At 50.6% G+C, this 14,592-nt stretch carries 13 protein-coding genes and 5 tRNA genes; 4 read left to right on the top strand and 14 right to left on the bottom strand.

Going from position 1 to position 14,592, the window contains the following annotated elements; all coding sequences use genetic code 11:
• Window positions 1-2 precede the first annotated feature (2 nt).
• From hflK to ACFQ1C_RS11765, 8 genes are all read right to left on the bottom strand, one after another.
• Complete coding sequence (gene hflK / locus ACFQ1C_RS11730; protein ID WP_379558805.1) at window positions 3-1,175, bottom strand: FtsH protease activity modulator HflK; 1,173 nt, start codon at window positions 1,173-1,175, stop codon at window positions 3-5.
• Window positions 1,162-2,508: a ribosome rescue GTPase HflX gene (gene hflX / locus ACFQ1C_RS11735; RefSeq protein WP_379558806.1), complete on the bottom strand. Its 1,347-nt coding sequence runs from the start codon at window positions 2,506-2,508 to the stop codon at window positions 1,162-1,164. The genes hflK and hflX overlap by 14 nt, the downstream gene beginning before the upstream one ends.
• A 69-nt stretch (window positions 2,509-2,577) precedes the next feature.
• Complete coding sequence (hfq, locus tag ACFQ1C_RS11740; protein ID WP_379558807.1) at window positions 2,578-2,844, bottom strand: RNA chaperone Hfq; 267 nt, start codon at window positions 2,842-2,844, stop codon at window positions 2,578-2,580.
• A 41-nt stretch (window positions 2,845-2,885) separates the two neighbouring features.
• On the bottom strand, window positions 2,886-3,824 hold the full coding sequence (miaA, locus tag ACFQ1C_RS11745) for a tRNA (adenosine(37)-N6)-dimethylallyltransferase MiaA (RefSeq protein WP_379558808.1): 939 nt from the start codon (window positions 3,822-3,824) through the stop codon (window positions 2,886-2,888).
• On the bottom strand, window positions 3,814-5,769 hold the full coding sequence (gene mutL, locus ACFQ1C_RS11750; RefSeq protein ID WP_379558809.1) for a DNA mismatch repair endonuclease MutL: 1,956 nt from the start codon (window positions 5,767-5,769) through the stop codon (window positions 3,814-3,816). The genes miaA and mutL overlap by 11 nt, the downstream gene beginning before the upstream one ends.
• 1 nt (window position 5,770) lies before the next feature.
• A complete protein-coding gene (locus ACFQ1C_RS11755) occupies window positions 5,771-7,084 on the bottom strand; it encodes an N-acetylmuramoyl-L-alanine amidase (protein ID WP_379558810.1) in 1,314 nt (437 codons plus the stop codon).
• Window positions 7,081-7,548, bottom strand: coding sequence for a tRNA (adenosine(37)-N6)-threonylcarbamoyltransferase complex ATPase subunit type 1 TsaE (gene tsaE, locus ACFQ1C_RS11760; RefSeq protein ID WP_379558811.1), 468 nt, complete (start codon window positions 7,546-7,548; stop codon window positions 7,081-7,083). The genes ACFQ1C_RS11755 and tsaE overlap by 4 nt, the downstream gene beginning before the upstream one ends.
• Window positions 7,511-9,055 carry an NAD(P)H-hydrate dehydratase gene (locus tag ACFQ1C_RS11765; protein WP_379558812.1) on the bottom strand — a complete coding sequence of 515 codons (1,545 nt, stop codon included), beginning with the start codon at window positions 9,053-9,055 and terminating at the stop codon, window positions 7,511-7,513. Before ACFQ1C_RS11765 ends, tsaE begins: the two co-directional genes overlap by 38 nt.
• On the opposite strand from ACFQ1C_RS11765, the gene queG reads away from it, so the two are divergent.
• A complete protein-coding gene (queG, locus tag ACFQ1C_RS11770; RefSeq protein ID WP_379558813.1) occupies window positions 9,054-10,205 on the top strand; it encodes a tRNA epoxyqueuosine(34) reductase QueG in 1,152 nt (383 codons plus the stop codon). The two genes, ACFQ1C_RS11765 and queG, sit on opposite strands and share 2 nt — an antisense overlap.
• A 279-nt stretch (window positions 10,206-10,484) precedes the next feature.
• The gene (locus tag ACFQ1C_RS11775; RefSeq protein ID WP_379558814.1) at window positions 10,485-10,775 is read left to right on the top strand and encodes a hypothetical protein; all 291 of its coding nucleotides are present in this window, start codon (window positions 10,485-10,487) and stop codon (window positions 10,773-10,775) included.
• 100 nt (window positions 10,776-10,875) lie between these two features.
• Here ACFQ1C_RS11775 and ACFQ1C_RS11780 read toward each other — a convergent pair.
• The 6 genes from ACFQ1C_RS11780 to orn form a co-directional block, all read right to left on the bottom strand.
• Window positions 10,876-10,951: transfer RNA gene (locus tag ACFQ1C_RS11780), tRNA-Gly, on the bottom strand.
• A 65-nt stretch (window positions 10,952-11,016) separates the two neighbouring features.
• A tRNA-Gly gene (locus ACFQ1C_RS11785) sits at window positions 11,017-11,092 on the bottom strand.
• A 65-nt stretch (window positions 11,093-11,157) separates the two neighbouring features.
• Window positions 11,158-11,233 (bottom strand) — tRNA-Gly (locus ACFQ1C_RS11790).
• Window positions 11,234-11,474: 241 nt separating this feature from the next.
• Window positions 11,475-11,550, bottom strand: a tRNA-Gly gene (locus ACFQ1C_RS11795).
• 60 nt (window positions 11,551-11,610) lie between these two features.
• A tRNA-Gly gene (locus ACFQ1C_RS11800) sits at window positions 11,611-11,686 on the bottom strand.
• A gap of 263 nt (window positions 11,687-11,949) precedes the next feature.
• Entirely contained in the window at window positions 11,950-12,495 is a 546-nt protein-coding gene (gene orn, locus ACFQ1C_RS11805; RefSeq protein ID WP_379558815.1) for an oligoribonuclease, read from the bottom strand.
• Between the two features lie 88 nt (window positions 12,496-12,583).
• Between orn and rsgA the strand changes: the two genes are divergently transcribed.
• Window positions 12,584-13,621: a small ribosomal subunit biogenesis GTPase RsgA gene (gene rsgA / locus ACFQ1C_RS11810; protein ID WP_379558816.1), complete on the top strand. Its 1,038-nt coding sequence runs from the start codon at window positions 12,584-12,586 to the stop codon at window positions 13,619-13,621.
• Between the two features lie 86 nt (window positions 13,622-13,707).
• Window positions 13,708-14,568: an archaetidylserine decarboxylase gene (asd, locus tag ACFQ1C_RS11815; RefSeq protein WP_379558817.1), complete on the top strand. Its 861-nt coding sequence runs from the start codon at window positions 13,708-13,710 to the stop codon at window positions 14,566-14,568.
• Window positions 14,569-14,592 lie beyond the last annotated feature (24 nt).

Here is a 14,592-nt window from a genome sequence, read left to right on the forward strand (position 1 = left end):
GCTTAGTTTCTCCCTGTTGGACGAAGCGAGCCTTGCTCAGAGCCGGATCTTGCTTGACCACTATCTGAACCCGATTGCTTTTGAATACCATTAATATAATCAGAAGTGATGATATTAGGATCTACCTTTTTTGCTCGGTTAGCATTTTGCTCAACTAGTTTGTCTAGCGGCAAATACATCAGGTTACTGCTGCCCTCAGGCGTATCGACGATCACCTTGTTAACCTTGCTGTAGATCTCTTCCATGGTTTCCAGATAAATACGCTCGCGCATCAACTCGGGCTGCTGCTGATATTGTGGCAACAACTGACGGAATCGAGCGACTTCACCTTCGGCACGCAAAGCGATTTGCTCTTTATAACCTTCGGCTTCTTGTAGCAAGCGCTTAGCTTGACCTCGAGCTTTTGGCTCAATTTCACGAGCATAGGCTTCGGCTTCACGAATAAAGCGCTGTTCGTCTTCTTGTGCGGCAATCGCATCATCAAAGGCGTCTTTTACTTCTTCAGGCGGGCGCGCCGGTAGGAAGTTCAGATCCAGCACCGCAAGGCCTAACTGGTAAGGCTCGATGATTTCTTCTAGCAACACACGGGTTTCCTGACGCACGCGTTCACGACCCACGGTTAATACGTCATCCATGGTGCTGTGACCCACTACATAACGTAGCGCACTGTCTAGTGCCTGATGCAGACTGTCGTCGGCATTGGTTACGTTAAACAGATAATCACGAGGTTCCATGACCCGATACTGCACGTCCATTTCAACGCGCACCAAATTCTCATCTTTAGTCAGCATAAAGCCAGACGCAGGCTGTGAACGCACCGACTCTACATCTACCGGGAAAACCCGATCGATAAAGGTCGCCTTCCAGCTTAGACCGGGATCAACGGTTTGGTAGTAATTACCAAAGCGCAATACCACGCCGCGCTGTGCTTCACCTATGGTGTAGAAACCACTAACTACCCACACAACGAGGGCAATGATTAGGGCCACTATAACGCCGAAAGAACCGAGACCACCTCCACTACCGGAGTCGGTACCACGACGACCTAGCAAGCCACCGAATTTATTACTCAGGTTACGAATTACCTGATCCAGATCTGGCGGGCCTTGTTGCTTGCCGTTGTTCCCCCAAGGGTCACGGTCTTTGCCACCATTTCCAGGCTCATTCCAAGCCATTTGTCTCTCCGTCTTTCTGGTTTATAAAAGTAACTTTACCAAGCAATCGATCGCTTATAAAGCGCTCTAACGGCTCATCTTCTTGCTTAAGCAAACGTTGCCAATCGGCTTGTCGCAATCGAATATCGACTACAAACTCACCCTGCTCGCCAAACGACTCGCTTATTACTCCTTTCATGGCATAAAGCCGACTGCGCAGCTTTGATGCCGACGCCGGTAACGTCAACCTGTGTTCTACCAACACACCAGCCAGTAACTGGTTTAGTACATCAAGCAGCTCATCGATGCCCAATGCCTCTTGTGCCGACAGCCAGACGGCCCGCGGTTTTCCTTCTTCATCTAGCTCAACTCGACAACTGGGGTTATCCAACTTGTCTATTTTATTAAAGACCATGAGCACAGGGACATCATCGGCTTCAATTTGTTCTAATACCGAATTTACTTCATCGATATTTTCCCGCATTTGCTCATCCGCGCAATCCACTACGTGTAGTAATAAATCTGCATCGCGCGTTTCTTGCAGCGTTGCCTTAAAGGCGGCAATTAAATCGTGCGGTAAATGACGAATAAATCCAACGGTGTCAGCTAGGATGACCGTCCCCGCATCGGGTAACTCCAGCTTACGCAGTGTTGGATCCAAGGTCGCAAACAACTGATCCGCCGCATACACGTTTGCGTCAGTCAGCCGATTGAATAAGGTCGACTTACCGGCATTGGTATAGCCAACTAATGACACGGTAGGTAACTCGTTACGTTTACGTGACCGTCGACTTTGCTCACGCTGACTTGACACTTTTTCTAGCCGCTTTTGAATATATTTAATGCGCTCACGCAGTAAACGGCGGTCAGTTTCAAGCTGCATTTCACCGGGCCCACGTAACCCTATGCCCCCTTTTTGGCGCCCAAGTTCTGCTCTACTGCCGACCAAGCGCGTAGACAGATGGCGAAGCTGCGCCAATTCAACCTGTAACTTACCTTCATGAGTACGAGCGCGCTGGGCAAAAATATCCAAGATAAGACCGGTACGGTCCAGCACTCGACAGTGAATTACTCGCTCTAGGTTACGCTCTTGAGACGGCCTTAAACTGTGGTTAAAAATGACCACATCAGCGTCGTACATTTGCACTAAGCTTGCAAGTTCATCCACTTTACCCGTGCCAATAAAAAATTTGGACTGTGCCGACGACCGACTACCGGTCAGCACGGTGCACGTAGTAACGCCTGCCGAGTCGGTTAGCAGCTTTAGCTCTTCGAGATCTTCTCGTTCATGATCGCTCGTAAAATCAACATGAACCAGAATGGCAGACTCGCCCCCTTCATAACGCTCAAGCAAAGTGCGCCCTCCGTTGTATTACACCGGTGTATGGCAAAATATGGCGCGATGTCTGTATCAAATAATGGCTCAATCTTCACTCTGCTCAGAAGCCACCGCATCGGCATTGCCATTAGGCAAGGTCAGATGGTGCACGGGCCGTGCGGGTACCACGGTTGAAATCGCGTGCTTATATACCATTTGGCTGACGGTATTTTTTAGCAAAATAACGAATTGATCAAATGACTCGACCTGCCCTTGTAGCTTGATGCCATTGACTAGATAAATAGCGACTGGGACTCGCTCTCGTCGCAGCGCATTCAAAAACGGGTCCTGCAATGATTGTCCCTTAGCCATGTTGTTATCCTTATTTTTTATCATTATGGAAATTGTTATTATTATATTTCATTATGAGCGCGTCTAACTTGTGCAATCACATCCAAACTTGCCGTTTTATTATGAGTATCTAACCATTGTACATCTGGCCATCCTCTTAGCCAGGTCAACTGTCGCTTGGCTAATTGTCGAGTGGCGGCAGTGCCCCGCTCTATCATTTCAGCATAGCCGATATCATCGCTCAGGTAATCCCACATTTGGCGATAGCCAACACAGCGAATGGATGGCAAGTCTGGATGTAAATCGCCGCGTTCATACAAGGCTCGAACCTCCTGTTCAAACCCCTGCGCCAGCATCAGACGAAAACGTTCGCCAATACGCTTGTGCAATTCGGCTCGCTCTAAAGGCGCAATAGCAAACTGTAACACTTTGTAAGGCAAGGGATCACCCTTACGCTGCGTTAATTCTGTTAACGTTTTACCCGAAATACGAAAAACCTCTAATGCGCGCGATACTCGCTGCGGATCATTAGGGTGAATTCTGGCCGCCGCAATAGGATCAATCCCAGCCAATTGCTGGTGCAATGCGTCCCAACCGAGCTGCTGTGCTTGTTGCTCAATTTGCGCCCTAACGCCAGCATCGGCACTGGGCAGCGGCGACAACCCTTCTAATAATGCTTTAAAATACAGCATGGTACCGCCTACCAGCAAGGGAATGCGCCCAGCAGCCGTTATTTCGGCCATAGCCGCTAACGCATCACGTCTAAAGTCGGCGGCAGAATAGGCGTCTGTGGGATCAAGCAAATCAATCAGCCGATGGGGAGCCAACGCTTGCTCTGCTGCCGTAGGCTTGGCCGTGCCGATATTCATGCCTTTATAAACCAATGCCGAGTCAACGCTGATTAGCTCGCAGGGCAAAGCTTGGCACAGCTCCATGGCGAGGCTGGTTTTACCGGATGCCGTTGGGCCCATTAAAAATATTGCCAGGGGTTTAGTCCCCATTTATCCACCTATCTAATTGTTGCTCTAGGGCTAACGGTTGCAAAAAGGGCAACTCATCTGCTTGTGGTACTGATTGTTGCTCTGGTTCTTGTGACCATGGTTGCGCCGCTAGCTGTGGCTCCAGCCGTTGCCATAACGCCACCGCGTCTTTCATAGACCACGATTTGCGGTGCGTATTGCCTTGGGCACTTAACCACTGGCATAACGTTGCCGGCGCTATGCCTTCGTCTAACCGCGTTAATAGCTCGGGAAACAAACGCGCCAAATCCGCATGACGCAGCGGTTGTGGTACCCGTGTCAGAATAATGGTGTCGTTGGGGGCACTTTTCAACTCCAACCCCAGTTTTTGCAGCTGTGCCTGATGTTCGACCAGCGCTTGTTGTTGCGTTGGCGCTAGACTGAGTCGAATAGGTAATAGCAACGGTTGCGGCGTAAGGCCTTGCTGCCAAACCGCAAGTAAGGCCAAACCATCCGCATAAGCACTGGCACGATTAAGACAGCATAACCACAGTTGCTCTTGATACCACAACACCAACGCTTGTTCTTTAACTAGCTGTAAGGGCTGCCCGCTTTCAGAATGTAATGATAACGTCGGTGGCTCGCCTGCAAGCGGTGCCTGGCTATCAAGCCGTGATGCAAAATCAGTGGCCGGTGACGCAGTACTAGGCTCTGCCGCCAAGGTCGTCAACAAGCCATCTATGCCCTGCCACTCGCCACGGCTAATGTTGCTGGGTGCACTTTCTCGGGCTGAACCACCATAACCGTGGCGCGGAGCCTGATACCTGACGCCTTCACTTGGCGCGCGAGCAGGCGCAGCTGCTTCATTCCAGTTGATCTCAGCCTCATTACCGTCATCGCCCTCGCCATGGCTCTGAGTATGATTATCGCCCTCCGTACCATCCTCAGCATCGTGAGTGGCAAAAGGCGCAGTCTCAGATAACACTAACGGCGCCTGCTCTAGGGCTTGCACCAGTACCTGATAAATAAAGTCATGCACTAGACGTGACTGATGAAACCGTACTTCGTGCTTAGCAGGGTGCACGTTAACATCCACCTCGGTCGCATCCAGTTCTAAATACAGCACGAAGGCGCCGTGGCTGTCGGTAGGCAGCCGCGCACCATAGGCTTGGCGCACCGCATGATTAAGCAGCTTGTCGCGCATCATGCGGCCATTAACATAGGTGTATTGTATGTCGGCCTGAGTCCGAGCCGCACTGGGTGGCGCCAGCCAGCCCCACAGTCGAAATCCGTGGTGTTCGCAGTCGAGCTTAAGTGCCGTATTAATAAACGCGGGACCACTAACAGCCGCGACGCGCTTATCTTGCTGAGACGGTAGGCGAGCGGCGCGGTATTGGCGTATCTGCTTGCCGTTATGGCGCAGCGTCAGGTCGACATCGAAGCGGCTGAGCGCAATGCGGCGCACCACTTCATCAATGTGACCAAATTCGGTTTTTTCGGTGCGCATAAATTTGCGCCGCGCGGGCGTATTAAAAAACAGGTCACTCACTTCAAGAGTGGTGCCTTGCGGATGCGAAGCGGGCATTAACTTCACTTCCATGTCTCGCCCTTGTGCCATGGCTTGCCATGCTTCACTTTGCTCAGCGGTTTTAGCGGTTAGCGTCAGACGAGCCACCGAGCTAATAGAGGCCAAGGCTTCGCCACGAAAGCCCAAGCTCATAATGCGCTCAAGATCTTCCAGCGTGCTGACCTTAGAAGTGGCATGGCGCGATAACGCCAGCGCAAGCTCATCTTTACCAATACCGCTGCCATTATCACGAATGCGGATAAGTTTAGCGCCGCCTTTTTCGATATCGACATCGATGCGGGTCGCCCCTGCATCTAGGCTGTTTTCTATTAGCTCTTTTACCACCGAGGCCGGCCTTTCTACTACTTCGCCGGCCGCAATTTGGTTTGCCAAGCGGGCCGGCAAGATCTGAATTGCCATATCAGCTCCCTGGAATATCCAACACCTGACCGATACGCACCACATCGCTTTGCAAGCGGTTATGCCCTTTTAGGCGAGTGACACTCACCCCATAACGCGTCGCGATCAGTGATAAACTTTCACCAGTGCGCACCGTATGCTTTTGTGGCTTACCCGTGGCCTGACTTGCCATCATGGTGCCACTGGGCGGGTTCTGTCGATAAAATGATTTAACACCATTAAACACCGCTTGTGCCACTTTTTGCTGATGGGTAGCCGTTAACAGTAACTGCTCTTCTTGGGGGTTAGAAATAAAGCCGGCTTCAATAAGCAATGAAGGAATATCTGGCGACTTCAGTACCGCCAAACTGGCATGTTCTGGCTTACTTTTATGTAAGCGTACGACCTTGCCCATGGCTGACAAAATATGCTCGCTAATGGCATAACTGTCGGCACGCGACTTATCCATCGATAAGTCGAGAAAGGTGCGAGTGAGATACGGATTACCGTCAGTTTGAGAAATTACTTCGCCCACCCCACCCAGTAACTCAGACTGACGCTCTTGTTTCTCTAGCCAGCCCGCCATTTCTCGGTTAGCTCGGTTAGACGATAACACCCACACCGAGGCACCACGGGGCCCACTGTTGGCCACGCTATCGGCATGAATTGACAATAATAAGTCGGCTCTGCCCTTACGAGCAATTTCTGAGCGGCGGTTCAGGTTGACGTAATAATCCCCGGTACGGGTCATCACTGCGCGCATGCCCGGCTCTTTATTAATGAGATCGGCTAGGCGTCGAGAAATAGCCAGCGTTATGTGTTTTTCATGATTTTTTTTCGGGCCCACCGCCCCAGGGTCTTCGCCGCCGTGACCCGCATCAATAGCAATCACCACTTCTTTTTGTCCCATGGGAGCCGGTTTGCGCGCTATCTGTTGCGGCGCACGACTTGAGTCACTGTAGGGCAAGTCCACCACTAACCGATGACCATAATCCCCCGCCGGCGATAAGGGAAACACCACCGGTTTTACGCTATTTTTAAGCTCAAATACCAAACGATAGCTACTGGCAACGGGCGGCGTGCTGTTACGCACGGTAGTGATCAACTTACTGTTATTGTTAATGGTGGAAAACTTCACTCGACTTTGAGTTTGCCTTAAATCCACCACCAAACGATGGGGGTTAGTGAGCATGAAATATTCGTATGCAGGTGCCGAGCTCATATCAAGCACAATGCGGGTGTTGTCTGGCGATGGCCAAACTCGAATGCTTTCTAACTGATTTGCCCAGGCCGATACGCTGAACCAAAAACAGATGAATACCAGTATCGCCTTCACGTGATTAGTTTCTCCAATAGTGCCACCCCAACTGAGGTTTTTGCTTCAATTAGCGCCACTCGCTGCACGCCCTCATATTGCAGTGTGATTTCCATATCAGGTGCTGGCAGCAGGCCATGGCCTCGCTCTGGCCATTCAACCAAGCAGAGACTGTCTGGAGTAAAATAATCACGAATACCCATATACTCCAGCTCTTCTGGATCGGCCAAACGGTATAAATCAAAGTGATACACCTGCCAACCGCCCACTTGGTAAGGTTCAACCAGAGTATAAGTTGGGCTTTTCACTTTACCTTGATGCCCAAGCCCTTGAATAACGCCTCGGCTGAGCGTGGTTTTGCCTGCACCCAGATCTCCATGCAGAAAAATAATGGTGGCAGCACTAAAATACTGAGCTAGTTTGCTCCCCAGCGCCAGCGTTTGCGGTTCATCGGCCAGAGTCAAATTTAGGGTGTGTGTTGTCATAGTCATCATCTTGATTGATTAGGCTTCTAAGTGGAGACAATAAATCCGAGGCCAGCATGCCTCGCATTCCTTGGGCGGCGGCCATATCACCGGCTAAACTATGTAAGCAAACCGCCAATGAAGCAGCATGGAAAGGAGCTAATCCTTGAGCCATGAAAGCGCCGATTATACCAGATAACAAATCACCCATCCCACCCGATGCCATGCCTCGGTTGCCATAATGACATAATCTGACATTGTGCTCATCTGCGATTAGGCTACCCGCGCCCTTTAATACCACCACAGCGCCATATTGTTGTTGAATGGCTTGCACCGCCGCCAGCCGATTGGCTTCAATTTCCGCCACCGTGCAATGCAGCAGTGTCGCCGCCTCGCCCGGATGAGGCGTGAGCACCCAAGGTTGTGGCTCAGACAATGATGCGCGCCGCTTGGCCAGCCACCATAACGCGTCTGCATCAATCACCATCGGCTTGCCACTTTCAAGGGCCGCCGAAAATAACGCGTGAGCCCAATCATCTCGCCCCAATCCTGGGCCCAATATCAATGTATCCGCCCACGCCCAGTCACTAAAGTCAGGGAAGCTGGCGGTCATTAACTCGGGCCGCATCATATTCAACCAATGTGCATGACTGTTATGACTCACTAAACGCACTAGTCCGGTAGCACTGCGCAATGCCCCCTCACCTGCCAAACGAATAGCGCCGCTCATGCCTTGGTTACCACCGGCAATTAATAACCGTCCGGCTTCCCCTTTATGGGCTCCACGACGCCGAGCAGGTAAAGCGCTTCGCAACTCATGCCAATGCATCAAGCTTGCCACCGGCATTTGCTGCAACTCTTTATTTAATAACGGCTGTACGTCTAAGTCGGCCAGCTGCACGGTGCCAACCACATCGGGACCGCGTCCAGTCAGTAATCCGAGCTTCAGCCCAATCACACACAGGGTCTGGCTGGCGATTACCGCCTCCGTTAAGATCTGGCCGGTGTCGGCACACAAGCCTGACGGTACATCGATAGCCAATACCGGAACTGCGCTTTGGTTAATGTGGCGAATATGTGCCGCCATCTCGCCGGTTAGCGGACCGGTTAAGCCGGTTCCTAACAAGGCATCGATGATCAAGTCTGGCGTCCCTTGCGCGCTATTCAGCTGTTCAATAACACCACCCTGCGCCTGATAATAATCACGCGCCGTGGCTGCATCACCAGTTAAGCGCTGGCCGTCCCCCACTTGTATCAGCTGCACCTGAATACCGGCCTCTTGTGCCAACCGCGCCACTATATAGCCATCACCGGCATTATTACCGCCACCGGTAAATATCCACCAACAGTGGGCATCAGGCCAAGTGCGACGGGCTTGTTCAAATACTGCTTGGCCGGCACGCGTCATTAACTCGAACAAGGTAATACCAGCATTGGCGGCGGCGAGCCGCTCGCCGATGCGGATCTGTTCTGAGGTCCACACCGATTGTGTTAGACTATGAGACTTTTCCAGACTGATAATATCCATGACCGTTCCCAACTTTGAGACCTTAGCGCACGATATCAAGCTCTGGGCAGCAGAGCTAGGCTTTAGCCAAGTGGGTATAACCGATACCGACTTAACTGATCATGAGCCATTATTGGCCGATTGGCTAAGCAAAGGATATCACGGTGACATGGACTATATGGCGCGCCATGGCATGATGCGCGCCCGCCCTCACGAGCTGCTGCCAGGCACCTTGCGGGTGATTTCGGTGCGCATGAATTATCTGCCAGAACAGGCAGCCATCGCAAGTGTACTTAGCAATCCAGAGTTAGGGTATATCAGCCGCTACGCCTTAGGCCGAGATTATCATAAGCTAATGCGCCAGCGCTTAAAGAAGCTCTCGGATCGCATAGAGCTGCACGCCCAAGAATTAGTCGCACGCCCCTTCGTCGACTCAGCCCCCGTATTAGAGCGCCCACTAGCGGCCAAGGCCGGATTAGGCTGGGTGGGTAAGCATTCGCTGTTGATTAATCACCAACAAGGCTCGTTTTTCTTTATTGGTGAATTACTGGTCAACCTACCGCTCCCCATAGATCAGCCTGTAGCAGAAGAAGGCTGTGGCAAATGCGTGGCTTGTATTACCGCTTGCCCGACCGGCGCTATTGTTGAGCCTTATGTGGTGGATGCACGGCGTTGTATTTCTTATCTCACCATAGAGCAAGATGGCCCTATTCCCACCGAGCTACGCCCGTTAATGGGTAATCGCATTTACGGTTGCGACGACTGCCAGCTGATTTGCCCTTGGAATAAGTTTGCCAATGCCAGCCAAGAGCCGGACTTTATAGCTCGCGACAATCTACATGCCCCCGAGCTACTCGCTTTATTCGATTGGAGCGAGACTTACTTTTTGAAGCAAACCGAGGGCAGCCCTATTCGCCGCATTGGTCATCGCCGCTGGTTGCGTAACTTGGCAGTGGCACTCGGCAATGCACCGGTTAGCCCCAGCATTATCTTGGCACTGGAGCAAAAGCGTGAGCAAGCAGATATGGATGTCATGGTGCTGGAGCATATTGATTGGGCATTGGAGCAGCAAAAAATTGGGCTAGCTAAAGTAGGTCGTAAGACCGAACGTTTGATCCGCGCCGTAGATAAGGGTATGCCTACCCACGCCCGTTTTGAACACGAAGAATAAGGCGTGAAGAGTAAGCCTTTTCGGGGGTAGCGGTAAGCCATAAACGATCAGCTCAACAAACACCAACAATAAAAACCAAGGGTCGAATTCATTCGACCTCTTTTAGCCGGTGCTGCAGTTCTTGGTCGAATAAACTCCGCCCTACACAGTCTATGTTTTTACTTCATTCAGCATTAAAAATTAAAAACTCAGCATTCCTGCTCTGCAGGTGGCGTTGCTTTCCCTTCACGCTTGAACTAATTACTTAAGTGCAGCACTTGAGAAAGAAGGAGCATAGATATGTCTTTCCACTTAGAGCGTCGTACGCTTTATACGGTGTTATATAACTATATGGCGCATTACGGCCACCTGATCAACGATGCCGAACAACTTAGGCTGGCACTCAACGATACCGAAGCGTTGATCGACTTTTCCCTATATCAAGAGGATGTCGCCATTGATGTGGATGCGGCAAATAGGATCAGCCGTGTGGGATTAGCATGGCTAGACTATGCGAAATCACACCCTGACCATCCCGACGGCTACGCCGACACCGCTCAGGCGGCATTGGAAAATACTTCCACACCTTAAAGAATGCATAGAAGCAGCAATCACCCAGAACACAGGTTGACGCATATATACGAAAAATAGACACAAAAAAGCCGACCATAAGGTCGGCTTTTTTGTTATTTGGAGCGGGAAACGAGATTCGAACTCGCGACCCCAACCTTGGCAAGGTTGTGCTCTACCAGCTGAGCTATTCCCGCAATAAAACTTTTACTACTTACTTTAACTTTCAAAACACCGGTCTGGTAAACCCATGTTCTTAATTTGGAGCGGGAAACGAGATTCGAACTCGCGACCCCAACCTTGGCAAGGTTGTGCTCTACCAGCTGAGCTATTCCCGCAATAAAACTTTAACTACTTATTTTAACTTTCAAAACACCGGTCTGGTAAACCCATGTTCTTAATTTGGAGCGGGAAACGAGATTCGAACTCGCGACCCCAACCTTGGCAAGGTTGTGCTCTACCAGCTGAGCTATTCCCGCTAAACTTTCTTTAAACTCTGTGCGTGGGGTCGCGGCGACCCTCTTCAACTTCAGCAAGGTAGTATTCTACCAGCTGAGCTATTCCCGCTAAACTTTCTGTAAACTCTGTGCGAGGGGTCGCGGCGACCCTCTTCAACTTCAGCAAGGTGGTATTCTACCCGCTGAGCTATTCCCGCAATAAAACTTTAACTACTTATTTTAACTTTCAAAACACCGGTCTGGTAAACCCATGTTCTTAATTTGGAGCGGGAAACGAGATTCGAACTCGCGACCCCAACCTTGGCAAGGTTGTGCTCTACCAGCTGAGCTATTCCCGCTAAACTTACTTAAACCTTTTACACTTCACGATATCGTTCTGGCAACGCTACCGTTTAATTTGGAGCGGGAAACGAGATTCGAACTCGCGACCCCAACCTTGGCAAGGTTGTGCTCTACCAGCTGAGCTATTCCCGCTAAACTTTCTGTAAACTCTGTGCGTGGGGCGCTCTGACCCTCTTCGACTTCAGCAAGGTAGTTCTACCAGCTGAGCTACTTCCACACTTTTATTTTCAACTTCCGTAGCCAGCGACGGGCTGATTAATTACCAGTGGCTACGGGTGGCGAATTATACGAGGAGAATAATTGAATGCAAGACCTTTTTTGCCTTAGCCTACTGTTTGGTTATTTCCTCGACAAATATGCCAATTTTGCTTAAATGATGAGCTTAAAAATTGAATTTATATTTTAAAGACGGTCTTGCGATAGAACTGTAACTCGGCAATTGACTCGCGAATATCGTCTAACGCTTGATGGCTACCTTTTTTAGTAAATTGCTCTAACAACTCAGGCTGCCAGCGACGCACCAGCTCTTTAATGGTGCTTACATCTATGCTGCGATAATGGAAGAAGGCTTCCAGCTCTGGCATATGGCGCACTAAAAAGCGGCGGTCTTGGCCAATAGTGTTACCACATAACGGTGAAGTCTGCTCGGGCACCCATTGGCGCAAAAACGCTAATGTTTGGGCAATGGCTTCCCCTTCGCATACCTGACTTTCTTTGATGCGAGCCACCAAACCAGAGCCGGTATGGGTACGCACATTCCAGTCATCCATTTTTGCCAGTTCGGCCTCGCTTTGATGAATCGCGAGTACCGGCCCTTCGGCCAAGATATTCAACTCTTTATCGGTAATGATGCTGGCGATTTCGATGATCTTATGTTCATCCGGCTCAAGACCGGTCATTTCCAGATCGATCCAAACCAAGTTTTCGGCATTTTGGCTCATATTATCTCGCAAAGCTCAATGGCAATAGGGACAAGTGGAAACAGGAAAGTGTATCATAGCCACTAATAAATACCGATTTAGGAATATCATGACCAAGAGAAAAAAGCTCAACAAAGGCCAGTCGCGGCGGGTCACTGATAATCACAATCGCCGTCTTAAACGTAACGTCGCCGATACCATAGATGACAGCCAGCTTGGCCCTCAACAAGATGGGCTAGTAATCAGCCGCTTTGGTCAACATGCCGATATTGAAGACGGCGAACAGCAAATTCACCGCTGCAACCTTAGACGTACCTTAGGTTCTTTAGTCACCGGCGATAAAGTTGCTTGGCGACCAGGCCTTGACACCAGCCACGGCATCAGCGGCGTAGTCGAAGCGGTGCATCCGCGTACCACAGTACTGACGCGACCGGATTTTTACGATGGTGTTAAACCCGTGGCCGCTAATATCGACCAGATAGTGCTGGTCTCTTCCGTGTTGCCGGAGCTGAGCTGTCATGTGATTGACCGCTATTTAGTGGCCGCCGAAGATGTAGATATGCCGCCCATGATCGTATTAAACAAAGTCGATTTATTAACCGAACAAGAGCGCTCTCACGCAGAAAAACTGCTGCAACGCTATTGTGACATTGGTTATCAAGTGCTCTATGTGAGCTGCGATACCGGCGAAGGGCTCGAGGAATTAAAGCAAGCGTTCAATAATCATACCAGTATCTTCGTCGGCCAATCGGGCGTGGGTAAGTCGTCAATCGTGAATGCGGTGATGCCAGAGGTAGGCGCCGTCACCGGTGCCGTTTCTGATAACTCAGGGCTGGGCCAGCACACTACCACCACAGCGCGCCTGTATCACTTTCCCTCGGGCGGTTCATTGGTCGACTCGCCGGGCATTCGTGAGTTTTCACTCTGGCATTTAGCGCCCGAGCGCGTGGCGTGGTGCTTTCGTGAATTTAGAGAATATCTGGGTGGTTGTCGCTTTCGTGATTGTAAACACGGCACCGACCCGGGCTGTTTAATCCAGGAGGCAAAAGAAAACGGTAAAATTCATCCAGAGCGACTGGAGAGCTATCACCGCATTATGGCGGCCATGGCCGATAAGCCCACTCGCCATCACCCTAATTCGCTCTAACTATTTGACTTTAAAATCTAAATTATACTAACCCTTCCTATATAACTCATGTTGATAGTTAAGGGTTACTTTTCGGAAGCATATTAATGACAGATCATTTGAAAATTTTACTGCAATATTTACTGCCCAAACACCTGTTCTCGCGTTTGGTGGGTCGGTTAGCCGCCAAAGAAGGCGGCCGCTTATCTCAGTGGCTTATTAAGCGCTTTATTCGCCAATACAAAGTCAACATGAGTGAGGCGTTGCACGAAGACCCCGCTCATTACCAAAGCTTCAACGATTTTTTTACCCGCGCCCTTAAAGCCGATGCCCGCCCTGTAGTGGAAGATGAGCATTTGCTGGCCATGCCGGTAGATGGTGCCATTAGTCAGCTCGCGCCCATTATGCAAGGTCGTATCATTCAAGCCAAAGGCCACGATTACAGTGCCCGCACCCTATTGGGTGGCGACAAGGCGTTGGCCGAACCTTTTATGGACGGCGACTTTGCTACAATTTATCTGGCACCCAAAGATTACCACCGCATTCATATGCCAATAGACGGCATACTAAAAACTATGATTTATGTGCCTGGTGAATTATTTTCCGTGAATCCGCTTACCGCATCCCGCGTGCCGGAGCTGTTTGCCCGCAACGAACGTGTAGTGTGCTTGTTTGATACCGCGGCCGGTCCCATGGCCATGGTGTTGGTAGGCGCGACTATTGTCGCTAGCATAGAAACCGTGTGGTCAGGCACTGTCACCCCCCCGGCAGGAAAGCGCATTCAGCGCTGGGATTATGATGCAGCCATCGCCCCTCGCTTGGCCAAAGGCGCAGAAATGGGACGCTTCAAGCTGGGTAGCACTGTGGTTTGTTTGTTTGCCCCCAGCAAGGTTACACTGTCGGAACAATTACTGCCCGGCACGCCTACCCGTATGGGAACCGAGTTTGGTCGTATAAATCAGCACTAACACTGATTGCCGCGGCTGAGTGAC

The sequence above is a fragment of the Oceanisphaera ostreae genome, from assembly GCF_042676125.1.
GTDB lineage: Bacteria > Pseudomonadota > Gammaproteobacteria > Enterobacterales > Aeromonadaceae > Oceanimonas > Oceanimonas ostreae.

Coding starts and splice junctions, on each gene's coding strand:
- hflK (WP_379558805.1), bottom strand. CDS start 1,175: ATGGCTTGGAATGAGCCTGGAAATGGTGGCAAAGACCGTGACCCTTGG.
- hfq (WP_379558807.1), bottom strand. CDS start 2,844: ATGGCTAAGGGACAATCATTGCAGGACCCGTTTTTGAATGCGCTGCGA.
- miaA (WP_379558808.1), bottom strand. CDS start 3,824: ATGGGGACTAAACCCCTGGCAATATTTTTAATGGGCCCAACGGCATCC.
- mutL (WP_379558809.1), bottom strand. CDS start 5,769: ATGGCAATTCAGATCTTGCCGGCCCGCTTGGCAAACCAAATTGCGGCC.
- tsaE (WP_379558811.1), bottom strand. CDS start 7,548: ATGACAACACACACCCTAAATTTGACTCTGGCCGATGAACCGCAAACG.
- queG (WP_379558813.1), top strand. CDS start 9,054: ATGACCGTTCCCAACTTTGAGACCTTAGCGCACGATATCAAGCTCTGG.
- ACFQ1C_RS11765 (WP_379558812.1), bottom strand. CDS start 9,055: ATGGATATTATCAGTCTGGAAAAGTCTCATAGTCTAACACAATCGGTG.
- ACFQ1C_RS11775 (WP_379558814.1), top strand. CDS start 10,485: ATGTCTTTCCACTTAGAGCGTCGTACGCTTTATACGGTGTTATATAAC.
- orn (WP_379558815.1), bottom strand. CDS start 12,495: ATGAGCCAAAATGCCGAAAACTTGGTTTGGATCGATCTGGAAATGACC.
- rsgA (WP_379558816.1), top strand. CDS start 12,584: ATGACCAAGAGAAAAAAGCTCAACAAAGGCCAGTCGCGGCGGGTCACT.
- asd (WP_379558817.1), top strand. CDS start 13,708: ATGACAGATCATTTGAAAATTTTACTGCAATATTTACTGCCCAAACAC.